We start from the raw sequence: 16,962 nt of genomic DNA, 5'->3' as shown, positions 1-16,962 counted from the left end.
ATTCATCAATACACTATGCCTGTGATCGCCTGTTTTTTAGGATACAACGAGTTTGAAAACACGCCTTATAACCTTGTCTACTTAACTAGTGGAGTTGTGACGGCATAGCTCCAAAAACTGCAACCATTCACCTAACACCAAAGGTGCGATCGCGCAGTTAGAGTTTTTGCCCAACGACGTTGGACAATTAGTGGTTAGCATCCTCCTGTTTATTTCAATAATTTGCTAGCATCGTTTTTGTATTTAGTACAAAAGTTTAGACTCAAACTCAGCAACACTCTACTTGTTGATGCGTCCTAGCGCTGATGCTGATGGATACTTATGATATAGGAACTAAAAATTTAACTATGGAACAACAACCGATACAAGTAATTGGAGGTGGACTAGCTGGAACTGAAGCAGCTTGGCAAATAGCCCAAGCTGGAGTGCCTGTAATTCTCCATGAAATGCGTCCAAAGCGCTTCAGTCCTGCTCATCATACCGAACATTTGGCAGAATTAGTATGTAGTAATTCCTTTGGGGCAATGGCAAGCGATCGCGCGGCTGGATTATTGCACGAAGAATTACGCCAACTTGGCTCTATCGTCATTTCTAAAGCTGATGAACACGCCGTTCCTGCGGGTGGGGCGCTAGCCGTCGATAGAGGACAATTTGGCCAAGACTTGACTCAAACTTTAACTAGCCATCCTTTAATTGAATTTCGCCGGGGTGAAGTGTCTGCGATTCCCGAAGGAATTGTGGTTTTGGCGACTGGGCCTTTAACCAGCCCCGACTTGGCCCAAGATTTGCGCCGCTTTACCGGGATGGAATACCTTAGCTTTTTTGATGCGGCTAGTCCGATTATTGTGGGAGAATCGATTAATCGTGACGTTGCTTTTATGGCATCACGTTATGACAAAGGTGAAGCCGCTTATCTCAACTGCCCAATGAATAAAGAGCAGTACTTGCAGTTTCGAGAAGAACTTTGTAAAGCTGAACAAACAGAACTCAAAGGTTTTGAACGCGAAACGGCGAAATTTTTTGAAGCTTGTTTACCCATTGAAGAACTAGCACAACGCGGGGAAGATACCATGCGCTACGGCCCCCTAAAGCCAGTGGGATTGTCAGATACTCGCACAGAGGAACGTCCTTATGCTGTGGTGCAGTTGCGACAAGAAGATAAAGCCGGTCAACTGTGGAATATGGTAGGATTCCAAACTAACCTGCGCTGGGGTGAGCAAAAGCGAATATTTCAGCTAATTCCAAGTTTGGAAAAGGCGGAGTTTGTGCGGCTGGGAGTGATGCACCGCAACACTTTTATTAATGCTCCTCAGCTAATGCATCCTACTCTGCAATTTAAAGAGCGTCCGACATTGTTAGCAGCTGGACAGTTAATTGGTACTGAAGGCTACACCGCAGCCTCTGCGGGTGGCTGCTTGGCGGGAATTAATGCAGCGCGGTTAGCTTTGGGTAAAGAACCTTTGGTTTTACCACCAACAACAATGATCGGTGCGTTATTGGAATTTATTAGTTCCGCTTCGCCGAAGCATTTCCAACCAATGCCGCCCAACTTTGGGATTTTTCCGGAACTGGGTGCGAAAATCAAAAGTAAACAGGAGCGTTACGGACGTTACCGCGATCGCTCTTTAATTGATCTAGCAAACTGGAAAGCTAATCATAATTAATCGGCATGGGGCACAAGAGGCGAAGGGGCACAGGGGAAAGATTTACTGCAATTTCCCCTCTGCTCCCTATTTATACCTTCAACACCCAGGCTTCACGATTTTCAAGACTAACAAAAGACGTTGGTACGATTTCGAGATTCACTCCGAGGGCTTTGAAAGAGTTAGAAAGTCAGTTTCCTCAATAGAGGGGTAGCAAAGACGTGTTTTTGAAACATCCATACTTGCGAAGCGATGAGTTTTATCCTAGACTACTTCGTTGTAGTCAATTTTCATCCTGGGGCGGTAAGACTTCATCTTGACAGTATAATCGAGCATTTGAATGAAGCGATCGCTGATAATCTGCCCATAATCTCAGTAGTGTATATCCCCTGACCCCATTTTATTAGAACATAGAAAGCCCAACCCACCGATAACAGTTACATTACTCCAGTTCCCAGAATTGCATACGTGCGATCAGACATTTGTTCTATACAGGAATTTTCCTAGAAACATCATCAGGTGATGTCTGACGGGAACTATACGTCTACGTGTAGTTTATTCAGCGTCTGATTTGAAATTTTTTTATTTAATAAAACTTAAAATAGGTTTATTATCCTTTAAAATCTTTTGCAGATATTTAGGTAAGATATATGGCTGATATTGTTGATATTGCAGTTACGGCTGAGTCTTTCAAAACACTGGTGGCGGCTGTACAAGCTGCTGGTTTAGTAGAAACATTAAAAAGTCCTGGTCCGTTCACTGTCTTTGCACCAAATGACGATGCTTTTGCCAAGTTACCAGCGGGAACTATCCAAACTCTATTACAGAATATTCCCCAGCTAACGCGGATTTTAAAGTATCATGTCGTTCCAGGAAAGCTGCTAAAAGCTGATTTAGCACAACTCGGTACGGTTAATTCTGTGGAAGGTTCACCCATTAGAATTGATTCTTCTGATGGTTTTGAAGTGAAAAATGCCACAGTTTTAGCAGCAGATATCGAAGCTGATAATGGTGTGGTACACGTTATCGATACGGTGATTTTACCAGGTTAATTCAGCCAGGGTGGGTGTTTTCCACCCTACTTATCCAAAATCTTTATAATTAACTAACTATTGGTAGGATCAAAACGCAGCTAAATAGTTTAACTTATGTTATATTTGCAATGTGATTACTCACTAAGATGTTAATGTATATTTCGTTATTTTAAAATACAATAAATTAAATTCTTAAAAAGCTAACACTATCCCAAGAAATGAATGCTCGATTTTAACAGCTTAGTTGAGTTCTCTCGTGGCAACTGCGTAAGTATTTGTACATTTCTCGTACCAGCGAACTTGCTTGTCACAATTTTAACAATGAGCTTGGTAGCGTTACGTCGCCCATCATATCAAGTGTGGCAATCTGCTGGAATTGCTAGCTTTTTCGCTTCTATAATGATACTTCACGTATATACTTGGTTCATGATTGGCGTGGTCATGGCTCCTACTTATATCTTGCTATGGCTAGCAATCACTTGTTTGGTGACTAATTTGGCAGCAATTCTTTTTCAAAGACGCTACGGTAACAGTCCTAGTCTTTCCAACAACGCCTGAAATCTATACATACTCTTGCTCGCACTATTTCTCAAACTCGCTGGTGTAACTAGTGCGTAAATGCGTAGCGGTGAAGGGGTCGCAATCTTCTCTACCTTGGGCTGTACCTTCTCGCAGAGAAGGAAAGGCAGTTCCCCCTCGTTAGCGCAGCCTCTTCTCTACGAGAGGCTATGCCAACGAGTCTTGTCTGCGATACGCTGTTCGCGAACGAACGTCTTGCGACCCCCTCACCCGTCAGCGAGTCTTGTCTGTCACACGCTGTTCGCGTTCGAGCGTCAGGGCTTGTCGGTAGACATTGCTCTCCAAATTTTAGATTTAAGACGATTTAAAATTCTGTACCCTTGCTTTGTGGTGCTGTTGGTAACAGCCGCAATGACTCGATTCCTGCTGCGTCGCGTAAGCTAAATCTCAACTTAGTCTTCAACTTATACAAACAGCTTTTAATATTATCATCTTAAATAAATCAGTATTCTCGCAGTTGTGGGTACAAATCTATCTAACCAAAGACTCGGACTATCAGTTAAATATTTATCTTCATAGCTAAAGATTAGACCAAGGGTATAAGTTTTTAACCCTGCTGTTCTAATTTTTGAAAGTGGTTTGACAACAATGTTTTTTGCGTTTCAGGTTCAGCTTTTCAGAGATAATTCTAGTGGTGCAAGGGCTAACTTATATACTAAGTTGCGGAAAACCGCAATGATGAATACCACATTAATAATGTAAATAACAACACTTAGCATCAAAAATTTTTGAGTATATTATCTTTTCAATTGCTGATCTAGAAGAAATAGATTTGACAAGTTGCTATGAGTTTCGATTAGCCACGCTACTGTACTCAAGTGTAGTCATAGAGATATTAATGTAGGAACAGAGATTTATGACATCAACGACAATATACACTTACGATGTCAATGGCAAACTGATATCTGAGAACATAGATAGATAACAACAGTGATGGGACAACAGACTCAGTTATTAGCTACGGCTATAATTTGACATCATTATAGGGTTGACGACAACGGAGATGGCATCGCTGATGATGTCGAAATCTATACTTATGATGCCAACAGCAACAGGATATACTCTAGTCATGACAACAATGGCGACGGCATCGCTAATTATACCTCAACCTATACTTATGATGCCAACGGCAACCAAACATCCTATAGCTATGACGACAACGGCGACGGCATAAATGATCACATTATAAGCTATACTTATGATGCTAACGGTAACAAAACATCCGAAAGTAATGATGACAGGGGCGACGGCATCACTGATACTCTCATAACCTATACTTATGATGCCAACGGCAAGTTGACATCTCAAAGCTTTGACTACAAGGGCGACGGCATCATTGATGAAGTCTCAACCTATACTTATGATCCCAACGGCAAGTTGACATCCCGAAGGTATGACGACGACAGCGACGGCATAGTTGATAATGAAACCTATACATATGGAGGCGCATCCGTTAGCTATGACTTCAATAATTATGGTGTGATTGATGCGGTTGGCAGCTACAGCTATGATTTTAGCGGCAAGCTGAGTTCACAGAAGATTGACAATAATCATGATCGGATCATTGATGAAGTGACTGCTTACAGCTACGATGCTAACGGCAAACTCACTGCACAGTTAGTTGACAAAAATAATGATGGCATCGCTGATCAGATTACCACTTACAACTACGATGTCAACGGCAAACTAACTTCCGCAGATATTGACAATAACAGCGATGGGATCACTGATGCAGTTGCCAGTTATCTGTTTGATGCCAATAGTCAACTGATCAGCAAGATTACCACAGAAGCAAATGTGCCAAACATTACCTTAAACGGTGGCAACTGTAAAGATAAACTGACTGCTGGGGCTGGTAATGACAAAATTTCTGGTAAAAACGGTAACGATCAACTCTTTGGATTAGCAGGAAATGACAGACTATCTAGTGGTAACGGTAATGACATCCTCAACGGTGGCGCTGGTGGTGATACCCTCACAGACGGTAATGGTGCTGATAAATTTGTGTTTAACAGCCTAAGTGATTCGCTACTCACTTAGCTATTGTCTAAGTTTAGTTACTTCAAAAAATTTGCTGGTATTGGCGGGTTGGACCCACGAATATATCAGCTCATATCAGAAAAAGCGATCGCTTGCAGGTCAAACTTCACGATCGCTAGCGTATTGATCAACCATTGGCCAATCTGATTCTACAAAGTCTCGTAGTATGAGACGTTGGGTTTCTAGCGGTATCATTTAGTAAATTCTGCATATAACTGATTGACTACCCGATCTAGTCCCACAGAATGGGCGGCTTTGAACAATAAACGATCGCCTGCTTGCACAAATGTCTTCAATCTAGCCACCAAATCAGCATGAGTTGCAAAGCACTCTGATGGGATACCTTCGGCACTAAGGGCGATCACTTCGGCATCTTGTCCATCTACCAAAACCAACAAGCCGTCTAAATTCAACTTTCGCACTGTTTCTCCCACTCGCTGGTGCAACTGCTGCGATCGCTCTCCCAACTCTTTCATTGCACCCAATACGGCAATCTTCCGCTTTCCGGGTGTGTCTGCCAATAATTGCAACGCTGCTATCATCGCTTCTGGTGCAGCATTATAAGTTTCATCTAAGATTACCACATCATTGGGTAAGGTAAACCGCTGCGCTCGCCCTGTGGGCATATCCACTATCACACCTGTTTTGAGGCTTGCCCAATCGATCCCCAACACTTTTGCCACCGCTAAAGCTGCCAAAAAATTAGTTGCATTGTGACGCCCAGGCAACGGCAGAGGTAGTTGGATTCCCGCAACTTCCACAGTCTGGTGATCAATTAACTGCCCTTGGATATCCCCGCCAGAAAAGCCGTAAGTCAAAACTTCTCCGTGCCCAACTTTCGCTGCTGTGGCCATTAATAAAGGATTGTCGTGGTTGAGAATTGCCACACTATCAGCAGGCATTTCGGTTAACAACTCACATTTTGCCTGAGCGATCGCTTCTTCAGAACCCAGTAACTCAATATGTGCCGTCCCCACATTGGTAATCACTCCAATTGTTGGACGCGCTATTTGCGTCAGTTCGGCAATTTGTCCTCTACCCCGCATCGCCATTTCAATCACGGCATAGTCATGTTCTGCGCCAAGTTCTATGAGAGTTTTCGGGACACCGATTTCGTTGTTGTAATTTCCATAAGTTTTGTGAACTCGTCCCTTTGTTCCTAAAACTGCGGCGATCAATTCTTTGGTTGTAGTTTTGCCCACGGAACCTGTAACCCCAATTACAGGAATGTTAAAGCGATCGCGCCACCATCTGCCAATTTTTTGATATGCCTTGAGGGTGTCTTTCACCTGTAATACAGGAAATCCGGGATTTTCGTATTCAAAATCCACAATTGCAGCTATTGCACCCTTTGCGATCGCAGTTGGCACAAATTCATGTCCATCAAACTTATCGCCTCGGAAAGCTACAAATACTTCACCTGGCTTCAGGGTACGGCTATCTGTTTGTATACCGCTACTTACTTGTGTTAAAGCAGTTTCAGATAAGTTTACAGTCCGAGCCAAAATAACTTCAACCAGTTGGATTAGGGTGGCAGAACAACGCATAAGTAATTTACAATTTAAAGTTCAAAATTATAAAATCGAATTATGACACAACACTGCATTGAACAACAAGATTTGCGACTTTTTCGAGAAATCGCAAATCTAAGCCTAGTCACAATAACACCAAAAATAGTGCCAAAGAAGCTTAACTCCTTTGGCACACTTTGTTTATCAGCTATTTATATAGTTTAATTAGGCATATGTTCTATCGCCCTATCCCCGGTTTTTAATTAAGATTACTTGCACAATTTGGATAGCTATCTCACTAGAAACACCTAAAGCTTGATATAAATCATTTAAGAAGTTTTTTTCTTCTTCAGCGACAATACCTTCAGCTAGGACTAAATCGGTAGCTACTGCAAAGGCTGCTTCCCGTAAGTCTTGAGATAGAGAATCTTTTGCTGCATTAAATAAAGCATTAAAACTATCACCCTGGAGAATGCCCAAGATTTTGTCAAACAGCCTGTTCATCATCTCATGGGAATAACTTTTAAAAAGTTTCGTCCGGGACAGCATAGAAGTGATAGAATTTGCCTGCTCAACAGAAAGATAACCGTCTGAGGCTGTTGCCATTAAGATAATGACAGCAAAAGCTTCCTCTGGATTAAGTGCTGCTTGGGTTTGGCTTTCTGTACCCAACACAGCGTCGAATAGACCCATTGTAGTAGCTCCTTAGTTAGAGTCCCAATAGCGCTACAGTTACCTGTGTGTTTGGTAGATTTCCAGGTAAGACTGCAACGCTGTGAGACTTTCATACTTTAGTGTTCCCAGGATTTATTCACGGCGAACACCAGCACCCAATGGTTTTGGCAAAAACTACATTGCCATCTGTAAACTTAGCCTTCTCCTGTCTTTTCTATTGTTTCAATTACCGCCAAACCTATACCAGAAGCTGCTATTAACAGTACTGCTGATATCAAATAGGCGTTGGTCAGCATCTGTAGGGCTTCATCGAAAAAAATGTAGGTGGTCATTGCTTCACCTTTAAATTTGTGCTGCTAGTACTTTTTATTTCTCCACACCCCGATAGGTGAATTTCGGTGAGAAATTGCTAGCAATTGCATCTTAACAAAACTTTAGCTCTTTCAGAACACTGCTCAAACTTTTTATTTTTGAAGATTTGATGAATTGTAGGGAGCACTTGTAAAATAAATTACTTATATTGAGTTGATAGCAAAAGTTTTTTCCCCTGAATTTACGTAAAGATGGTTATATAATTAGTTAACTAAGTCACCAATAATCATGACAATAAATATGCACAACTTGCCTATTTTTGCAGACTATGTTCTGAAATCTAAAGGATGATATAGAAGAAGATTCCCGACTTCTCTAAGAAACCGGGAATCTGAGCCACAAATCAAATAGGATTACTATAATCTCAGTGCATATAGGAAAATTACTTAATCAGGAATTCCGAGGTTCCACTTAAAGTAAACAGCGTTCAATCGTCGCTACAACTGATTGAGAAAGAGTCTCAAAGTCGTAACCACCTTCTAAGCCAAACAGAATTTTACGAGTTAACCCTAGACAATAATCAGTAAATAAAGCGTAGTCTTCTGGCTGCAAATTGATACTTGCCAAAGGATCTGCTGCATTAGCATCGTAACCAGCACTCACAATCAGTAAATCTGCCTGAAAGTTGGCTAAAAACGGTACAACCTGTCTTTCAAATAGTGGCTGATATTCTGCAATATCACTACCAGGGCGTACTGGTAAATTTAATACATTATTATGAAAGCCGCGTTCTGTCGATCTTCCAGTACCGGGATAGCATGGGTACTGATGTAGGGAACAGTAGGCGATGCGTGCTTCAGTTTCGACGATCGCCTGAGTACCATTACCATGATGCACATCCCAATCTAGGATGGCGACGCGGTTAATTTCGGGTTGTTCTAGAGCAAATAAAGCTGCGATCGCTGCATTAGAAAATAGGCAAAATCCCATCCCCGCATTACTTTCTGCATGGTGTCCTGGGGGACGCGCCACTACAAAAGCCGGATTAGCAGACTTTAACACAGCCTCAACTCCATCTAACCAGGCACTGACTGCCAACAATGCCACATCATAACTGCGCGGGGAAACTGGCGTATCTCCATCCAAAGGGCCGCCGCCACTAGAAGCGATTTGCCAAAGTTTTTTGATATAGGCTGGGCTATGCGCTTTAACCAACACAGACATCAGTGATGGCTGTTCTGATGCTGGTGTAGGCTGACGCCAGTCAATTTGATCTGCGAATTTAGCTGCTTTTAGGGCAGTGGCGATCGCGATCAAGCGTTCTGGTCTTTCGGGATGGTATTTTCCAGTCTTGTGATCTAAAAATTCGTCGGAATAGATGACTGGCAGCATAGAACGAAAAAGGTTGGCAGCAGGACAATGAATGCTATTGTATCGTTACTAGTAAAAACAGTTTTTCCTTGTGCTACATTGGTCGTTTACTTTCGAGGATTTCTGTTGCAATCTTTGCAGAAAGCGGCCGGTAGAATAAAAAGCCCTGTACATCGTCACAGTTGATAGATTTCAAGAAATCCAGTTCCTCTTCTTTTTCTACCCCTTCGGCTGTCAACTTCAATCCCAAGCTCTGTCCCAAGCCAACTATCGCCTTGATAATATGAGCTACTTTCACATCTTGCGTCAAATCTTGAATAAAAGACTTATCTATTTTCAGATTGTGGAGTGGCAAAAGCTGTAGGCGCGAGAGCGAGGAATGACCCATACCAAAGTCATCAATGGAGATATAAACACCCATCTGCTGTAGATTTTCTAACACCGTTCTGGTAAAATCTAAATCCTCAATGGCTGTGGTTTCGGTAATTTCTAATTCTAAAAAGCGGGCTTCTAGCCCCGTTTGCTCTAAAACTTCGGTTATAGTCTTTACCAATTTGGGTTGGCGGAACTGCTTAAGAGAAAGATTGACAGCGATCGTCATAGGTGGCAATCCTGTATCTTGCCAGGTTTTATTTTGGCTACAGGCTGTCCGCAGCACCCATTCGCCGATGGGGACAATTAATCCACTTTCTTCGGCGAGGGGAATGAACACATTGGGTGCGACCAACCCCATCTCTGGGTGCTGCCAACGCAACAGAGCCTCCATACCAGTAATTTCTCCTGTGATAATGTTCACGCGAGGCTGATAGTACACCATAAATTCTTTGCGTTCTAGGGCATAGCGCAAGCTTTTTTCTAAAGTCAGGAGTTCCGGATTTTTAGCGCTCAGGGAAAGACTGTAGAATTGGTAGTTATTCCGACCTTTGTCCTTGGCGTAGTACAAAGCGGTATCTGCGTGCTGGATTAGTGTTTCGGCGTCAGGACTGTTGTTATCAAGCAATGCAATACCGAGGCTGGCAGTCACATAAAGTTCATGCTCTTGGAGATGGAAAGCATCTTCTAAAGATTGTAAAATTTTGTACGCCACCAGGGTTACCTCTTCAATATCATTGACTCGCGGGAGTAAGATAGTGAATTCATCACCTCCCCAACGGGCTATGGTGTCTTTGCCTCTGAGTGAATCTTTTAATCTTTGAGCAACGCTTTGTAACAATTCGTCTCCCAGAGTGTGCCCTAGAGTGTCATTGATGACCTTGAAGCGATCCAGGTCAAGGAAGATTACAGCTAAACTTTCGCCATTTTGAGTAGCGTTGGGCAGGGTTTTGTCGAGCAGATCGTTAAATAGTAGGCGATTGGGCAACCCTGTCAGCAGGTCATGGAGGGCTTGATAGCGAATCTTTTCTTCTACTTGCTGACGCTGCCGCGCCCCAATGATACTGGCGGCCATCGTCAAAAGGGTAGATTCTTCGTGCCTTGACCAATGACGCTCAAAGGTGCAGTCTGCCAAGCCAAGGTAACCCCAGAACTCGTTCTCCAACCGGAGAGGTACCAACAAAAGGGATTGAATGCCATCTCGAATCAAGAATTCTTGTTCGGCGACAGGAAATTTTTGGGTGAGTCCGCTAATCGACTGGCCGCTAGAGAGAACAGTGTACCAACGGGCTAATCCAGAAACTTGATAAGGCTGATTCTGCCAATGGTGGTGGGTAGATTCAATAAAGGAGTGCGTCCATTCAAACCGCAGGCTGACTGCTATTTCCCCTGTAGCAGGATGGGGATGGTTTTGAAAGAGATAGGCACGATCTGCCTTGGCAGCTTCGCCCAATAAAGCTAGAGCTCGATCAATACCAGTTTCATAATTCATTTCCCCTAGCAAATAATTGGCGGCTTCCGCAACTGCCTGTAACAAGCGATCGCGCTGGCGCAGTTCGGCTGTGGCTTGCTTTTGCTCTGTAATATCCCTAACAATAAAAGTTCTAATTAAATCACTTTCAGGAAGGTAAAGAACGGATTGTTCAAAAACTTCTGTGCCTACTTCCACCTCCCGCACAAAAGAATTTTTTTCGAGATTGTTAACTGCACTCAGGAGTCCTGTTAAAATCGGGTGTGCTGTCCCAACTTCCCGAAGTTTGGGAAACTTGAGAGCGGCGGCTGGATTGAGATAAGTTACTGTTCCCTCAAAATCTATTTCAATAATTGGATTGGGGATGAGTTCAGGAAAGGATGCTAGGCGAGCTAGGGCGGACTCACTAGCTGCTTCAAAGGTAGGAGCGACAGCTAGGGTTTGAAAAGGATTGGCAGGACTGGCTTGCTCTGATAGAAAACTAGATAAGTCTTCAACATCACAAGATTCAGAAAACGCTTGTTCTGAGATGTTGGAAATAGCATAATATTTAGCTTGAGCTTGATTGCTGCCAAAGGCAATGACATCTCCGTTTCTAAGATTATGAGAGAAGCATTTAGTGCCATTCACAAATAAGCCATTAGTACTTGCTTTCCCCTTGTAGTTGCCATCAATAATCTGGAAGCCGTATTGCTCAGTCTCTGGAACAGTTACTCGCAATAAAATCGCATGTTGCATTGATACTGATCGGGAAGCCAAGACAATAGTGTTTGCGGAATGCCGCCCCAGAGAATAAGTAGTCTCTTGCAAGGGGATAGTTCGTCGCCCTTCCAGGTCTTGGATGACCAACAGATGGCGTATTTTTTCCCGCTCATTTCCTAGCATGGCTGTTCCTCAAATTCTCATATCTTTATGTCTTAGTCTGAAAAATACTACTCCCAGAAGTGCAGCCTGAAAGTCTGAACTTATGGAAAAATTTGCTCAATCAAAGTTGTCACCGTCTGTGAACCCAAAATTGGTATGAGGGTGCCAACCAGCCATTCTCTTCATGATTGACCTTCTGGAATGAGATGGCTAATTGCACAATTCAGTTTTTGCGGTAGAAGTTCTAGCTGTTTTCTCCACTCATACATAAGTTATAAACTTTGTCCTTTCGTCTATATCATCCAACCTTGTCTTTCTTAGGATACCCAGAATAAAATCAAACACTGAATAGAACACATGGTATATTTGCGGATTTTTATTCTGAGTAGTGGGAAAATTCCGAATTATAAAAATAACCGGATGAATTTTATTTTTTAATCAGTCAAATAGTAGTGCTTCAGTGAATTTTACGAAATAAATAGGAGCAAGGTAGGAATTAAATTAATTAGGTGCATTCCACTGGGTAAAAAATACCTGACGATTGGAAATCGCACGCCAGTAGCTTCAATGGCGGCAACCCCCCTTTGGCGCAGCCCAAAGTAGAGAAGGAAAGGAGAATGAACCCCTAAATTTTAAAAAGGATTATAGAATAAACTAAAATACAGACCGTTTTCTTGTAATGTTCTCTCATTTTCATTTGAGTTAACAGATACTAAAGGAATGCCCCAATCAAGACGAACGGTGAAGCGATCGCCTTGTGACCAACGCAACCCTAGACCAACAGCAGCTAGAGTATTATGTTCGGGATTCTCTCTACCAGAACTGTTCCAGCCAACACCGAAATCTACAAAGGGGATAACCTGTAACATACTATTTATCTGGGGTAAGCGCAGAATCGGTACTTGAACTTCAGCAGAAACAAAAGTGCCATTATCCGTCAGCAGGTAATCTTGACGGTAGCCTCGAACGCTATCTTGCCCACCCAAGCCAAATTGCTCTAAAGGCACAAGTGTTCTGGATGCTAGTTGCGTATTTAAATGTAATAACAATAAGGTTTCAGGAGCCAAAAGGCGTACCCACTGCGCTTGCCCTTGCCAAGCAAAAAAACGGCTATCGGGAGGATTTTGATTAATCGTGGCATTCAACACATCTATGCCCAAACTGAATTGAGAGCGTAGGGCGATGACTTCATGGCTGTTGCGACTCGTCCATTCTTGAAAAAATCGTAACGCAGATACCCTGGTGCGTCCCTCTTCATCAGCGCCTAAACCAGGGAAAGGCAGTCGCTCTCCCAAAGGGAAATAGGAGGCTTCACTTTCCCGTCGCGAAGCTGTTAACCCAAGGACGAATTCTTGTGTAGGAGTTTGAACTATTGGCTGGCGGAATGTCAATTCGTAATAGCGAGAAGCCGATTCGATATCTAAAACGTTGAAAGGAGGTTCAATGACATTACTCGACGTAGTGCCATAGTTGAAGGTGAGGGTTCCGTTTTTGGGATTGAGTGGTAATGTATAGCTGGCATCAAAGGAGTTGCTACCATCGGTATTAGTGTAAGCTACACCCAAAGCATCTCCCAGTCCCAGTAAGTTGGCTTCATTCAATTGTAATCGACGTCGGAAACTGCCAACACTAGGCGATCGCCCATTATCAAGAACTATTTGGCTACTAAGGGTTTTTGCCTCGCTGATCTTGACTTCTAACAGACTCGTACCAGTCTGCGATCCTGTTGAGAGTTCAGCAGTCACGTTTTGAATCAAAGGATTTTGTTGCAAAAGTTGCAGTGCCTCTAGTAGACGCTGGCGATTCAGAGGTGGTGATGTCGCTATTGCTAGTCGGCTGCGGATATAATTCGGATTCAACCGCCGAGTCCCAGTTACCTGGATATCTTCTAATTTACCTTCGATTACCTGAATTTTTACAATATAGGATTTGAGTGCTTCTAATTTACCTCCGACTACCTGAATTTTTACAACACGGGATTGGATTGTTTGGGGTGGAATCAAGGCACCAGAAGTAATGTAACCATTTTTGACGTATAGTTCAGTGATTTTAGTCCGTGCTTGAAACAATTCACTCTGTGAGATCGGTCGTTTGGTAAATTCAGCAGTGGCGAGAGCTAACTCTTTGGGACTGAAGACTGTGCTACCAACAACTTCAAACCGTTCAACAACAATATTTTCAGGAAAGTTGCCAGGGACTGGTTCCTCAAGTGTGGGAGTTGGGGCAGAGGGTGGAAATAGTTCTGCTGGTGGGGGGAGTGGCTGTGGCTGTTCAGGTGAGGGAAGTGGAGGAGGAAGTAGAGGAGATGGGGGTGGTTGGACATCCTGTGGTGGTGGGAGTTGTTGTTGTGACAGGATGAAATTACTAGTTGGTAATTGTGTAGTATCAACAGCCTGAGCTTTCAGTGGATTAGAGGATATGCTGCTGAGTAATAGAAGCATACTCAGCGGTAAGCAGGACACTATAAGATTCTGAGGATATTTATTAATCATCACACTGGATTATTTTTTGTCAGAAACTATAGGATTATACGGCGACTGCTTCAGATGTGAATCTTACTTCATCTTTTGTCGCTAAAGTTTATATCTTGGGCAAATCCAATTTAAAAGCTAAATCATCTGGTTATTGCAGACTTAAAAGTATCGATGGTGTTCGATCTGCATAAGCAAGCATATATGTTGTAATTATTTGTTGCTGCCGGAGAAATAGACCTAGAGTATTTGGATGAATCAGGGTTTTGTGTATGGTGCGATCCAGGTTACACTTATTACTTCAGAAGGTAAGCAAAAACATTTAGAGCAAATAAAAGTGTTGTAATGGCAGATTAAGCATTATCGAGTTTCTTCAGCCTCTAATCCTTTTTGTATATGGTTTCTGGTTACAAACAATAGTTCTCACTCCATACCCCTTTGCTTAAACATTCCCATCAGTTTATGTTTACGAATGTGGGTTTGTATCAAGTTTTCCCGATAGCTTAACCAGTCAGCTTTCTTCCCAGATTCCAAGTAGGCATTACGTGCCTTTTTCAACCATTCAACCGCGTAGTAGTAGTATTCGGCTTTACCTGCATCCATAATCTTTTCGGCACGGCGACGAGCATTAGTAATCACCCAACCAGGATTGTGAGAGATAGCAGCATCCATGACTCGGTGAATCAACTCTGAATAATAAGAACTGAGTTCACTGACGATCGCAATTGCATCATCAATTAGTCCTTCAGATAAAAATATATCCACCTTGGCTGATTCTGTTCCCCAACTACCATAAGTACGGACAATTCTCAGCAAGTCTGTTTTGAGACTTTCCCAGTTTTCCCCAGCCAATTCTTCCATCTTTTGGTAGTCAACAAAGCAAGGCTTCACTTGAAAAGCAGCCTTGATTGCTAATAAAGCAGCTTCACTATTACCCCATTCAAGAGCCAAATCACTTGTCCAAATTCCCAATTCATACTGACAATTACCCGGTAAATTTAATCCACTCTGGGCTATATCTAGCGCTTGCTGTAATGCCCCCTGAACGCTAAGTGTTTTCGCTAGGGCAAAGGCTTCTTCCATTGAGTTCATCTGGGTTTGAGCAGCATCAATTGCTTCTTCCACCCTGCCCAAACGCCCTAGCATTGTCAGATACTGCTGGGTTTGCCCTTCCGCTGCTGCTAAATACAAGTATTCTTGGTAACGTTCCTGACGTTCGAGAATTTTCAGCCGAATTAGTGCTAAATCATCTGCATAGTCTGGCACGTCTTCTTCCCAAGCTCCCCTTTCGGTGATATTACCTTGGAGAACTTGTACCAGCGGCGGATAATCCCAACCTTGGCGTAAAGCCTCCATAATCATGCCAAAATCAGCATTCCACTCATCTTGCCAGGCTTCCAAATTTATTTGAATATCAACTTTTTCTTCTGGGGTGAGTTCCACACTGAGAATTGCTTCACACCAGGCATTATTTAATTCCCCAACAATTTCATCGTTTTCAGCACCGTATTCTGCAACATTATCCCAATTCTCCACACAGGTAGATGTAATCACTTCCAAAATAGCGATCGCATTTTCACCCTCTCCTCGTTCGCTAAAATCTACCGCAGTTTGCACTACACTCAGCAATTCTTCGGCAATCGGGTCTTCTTCGTACCCCTCCTCAAAGTAGCGCACGGTATCCCGGAGAATCTGCCGCACTTGCCCCCGAAAGGGAGCCGGATCAATAGTACTGCGGCGCAAGGGTTTTGTCGTTTCCTGGACACCAGGATTAGTCATCCAGCTAACATGGCGGTCAATCGCCTCAATCAGTGGCGGGTATTGTGTTACCAACTCTTGCAGCAGCCTTTGGGTTTGGATCTGATCCAGGCGTTCAAGTAGTTGTTCTAGAGTGGGGCGCTGCTCAATATTTTCTGAGTTACGCGCACAGACGAGCATCGTCGCTACAATGTGTTTGCACCACCCTTCAAAGTCGTAAGCACAAGTGCAGTTGACTGAGGTTAACCCACTGCTATCGAAACTCAGATTGACATGATAAGGTCTAGCTTCACTGCCGACAACATCTGCCTGAAGTAGATGACCACGTTGGGTAACAGCATTGACAGCACCTGCCTCATAGTATGCCTCGCCCCGCTGGAAAGATTTGGCGTTGGCATGACGGCGGATAGTAAATTCACTAATTTGGGGAATAGACATCGAGCGATCGCCTGTGTAAATCCTCTGGATGAATCTTAAATCCAGCTTAGGTCTTAGGCTAACGCGCTGTAAAGAAATTCAAAGTTATGGGCATGGGCCAAACAGGGCATTGGAAGCTTTGAGGTTCTGAGATCGATGAATCAGTATCAAACTCTCCCCTGCTCCCCTACCTCCCCACTCCTTTAGAGTATAAAAAAAATAAGTATCTAGATTTGACTATAATTACTGAAAACGTCCATCTTTTCGCCAGAAGTGAGTGAATCATAATTTTAGTTAGCAACACCTGAACCTTAAATCAGTAAATAGTTATCAGGCGTATGGTAGGAGATTTAAATCAGTTGCCTGTTCCTAGCGATCGCTGATAACTGTATGCTGGGAGCTAAAACCCAGCAACAAAACTGACAACTGATAAATGATAACTGT

Annotated in this window: 13 protein-coding genes and 1 pseudogene; 6 read left to right on the top strand and 8 right to left on the bottom strand. The window is 43.0% G+C overall.

All coding sequences use genetic code 11. The features are described from left to right. The first annotated feature begins 347 nt into the window (after window positions 1–347). The 6 genes from trmFO to V7K85_RS30610 all read left to right on the top strand — a co-directional run bounded on the left by trmFO (window position 348) and on the right by V7K85_RS30610 (window position 5,296). The gene (gene trmFO / locus V7K85_RS30635) at window positions 348–1,664 is read left to right on the top strand and encodes an FADH(2)-oxidizing methylenetetrahydrofolate--tRNA-(uracil(54)-C(5))-methyltransferase TrmFO (protein ID WP_334819563.1); all 1,317 of its coding nucleotides are present in this window, start codon (window positions 348–350) and stop codon (window positions 1,662–1,664) included. A gap of 231 nt (window positions 1,665–1,895) precedes the next feature. Next, entirely contained in the window at window positions 1,896–2,036 is a 141-nt protein-coding gene (locus V7K85_RS30630; RefSeq protein WP_334819561.1) for a hypothetical protein, read from the top strand. A 257-nt stretch (window positions 2,037–2,293) separates the two neighbouring features. Next, window positions 2,294–2,695: a fasciclin domain-containing protein gene (locus V7K85_RS30625; RefSeq protein ID WP_334819559.1), complete on the top strand. Its 402-nt coding sequence runs from the start codon at window positions 2,294–2,296 to the stop codon at window positions 2,693–2,695. A 204-nt stretch (window positions 2,696–2,899) separates the two neighbouring features. Continuing rightward, window positions 2,900–3,235, top strand: coding sequence for a hypothetical protein (locus tag V7K85_RS30620; RefSeq protein WP_334819557.1), 336 nt, complete (start codon window positions 2,900–2,902; stop codon window positions 3,233–3,235). 1,009 nt (window positions 3,236–4,244) lie between these two features. Beyond that, window positions 4,245–4,430, top strand: coding sequence for a hypothetical protein (locus tag V7K85_RS30615; protein ID WP_334819555.1), 186 nt, complete (start codon window positions 4,245–4,247; stop codon window positions 4,428–4,430). Between the two features lie 122 nt (window positions 4,431–4,552). Beyond that, window positions 4,553–5,296: a calcium-binding protein gene (locus V7K85_RS30610; protein WP_334819553.1), complete on the top strand. Its 744-nt coding sequence runs from the start codon at window positions 4,553–4,555 to the stop codon at window positions 5,294–5,296. Between the two features lie 102 nt (window positions 5,297–5,398). Here V7K85_RS30610 and V7K85_RS30605 read toward each other — a convergent pair. From V7K85_RS30605 to V7K85_RS30570, 8 genes and pseudogenes are all read right to left on the bottom strand, one after another. Continuing rightward, a pseudogene (locus tag V7K85_RS30605) lies at window positions 5,399–5,491 on the bottom strand (GNAT family N-acetyltransferase); the annotation flags it as partial. Next, complete coding sequence (locus V7K85_RS30600) at window positions 5,488–6,843, bottom strand: UDP-N-acetylmuramoyl-tripeptide--D-alanyl-D-alanine ligase (protein ID WP_334819551.1); 1,356 nt, start codon at window positions 6,841–6,843, stop codon at window positions 5,488–5,490. The gene V7K85_RS30600 and the pseudogene V7K85_RS30605, both read right to left, overlap by 4 nt. Window positions 6,844–7,053: 210 nt before the next feature. Then, entirely contained in the window at window positions 7,054–7,500 is a 447-nt protein-coding gene (locus tag V7K85_RS30595) for a tellurite resistance TerB family protein (RefSeq protein WP_334819549.1), read from the bottom strand. A gap of 176 nt (window positions 7,501–7,676) precedes the next feature. Continuing rightward, the gene (locus V7K85_RS30590; RefSeq protein ID WP_334819547.1) at window positions 7,677–7,814 is read right to left on the bottom strand and encodes a hypothetical protein; all 138 of its coding nucleotides are present in this window, start codon (window positions 7,812–7,814) and stop codon (window positions 7,677–7,679) included. Between the two features lie 451 nt (window positions 7,815–8,265). Continuing rightward, window positions 8,266–9,186: a histone deacetylase family protein gene (locus V7K85_RS30585; protein WP_334819545.1), complete on the bottom strand. Its 921-nt coding sequence runs from the start codon at window positions 9,184–9,186 to the stop codon at window positions 8,266–8,268. 73 nt (window positions 9,187–9,259) lie between these two features. Beyond that, window positions 9,260–11,893 carry an EAL domain-containing protein gene (locus V7K85_RS30580; RefSeq protein WP_334819543.1) on the bottom strand — a complete coding sequence of 878 codons (2,634 nt, stop codon included), beginning with the start codon at window positions 11,891–11,893 and terminating at the stop codon, window positions 9,260–9,262. A gap of 611 nt (window positions 11,894–12,504) precedes the next feature. Further along, window positions 12,505–14,364 (bottom strand): ShlB/FhaC/HecB family hemolysin secretion/activation protein, encoded by a 1,860-nt coding sequence (locus tag V7K85_RS30575; protein ID WP_334819541.1) that lies wholly within the window; start codon window positions 14,362–14,364, stop codon window positions 12,505–12,507. Window positions 14,365–14,766: 402 nt separating this feature from the next. Next, entirely contained in the window at window positions 14,767–16,539 is a 1,773-nt protein-coding gene (locus V7K85_RS30570; RefSeq protein ID WP_334819539.1) for an SWIM zinc finger family protein, read from the bottom strand. Between the last annotated feature and the right edge of the window lie 423 nt (window positions 16,540–16,962).

It is taken from the genome of Nostoc sp., from assembly GCF_036917615.1.
Lineage (GTDB): Bacteria > Cyanobacteriota > Cyanobacteriia > Cyanobacteriales > Nostocaceae > Nostoc.
Note: the sequence above shows the minus strand (reverse complement) of the source record. Positions and strands in the feature narration are given on the sequence as shown.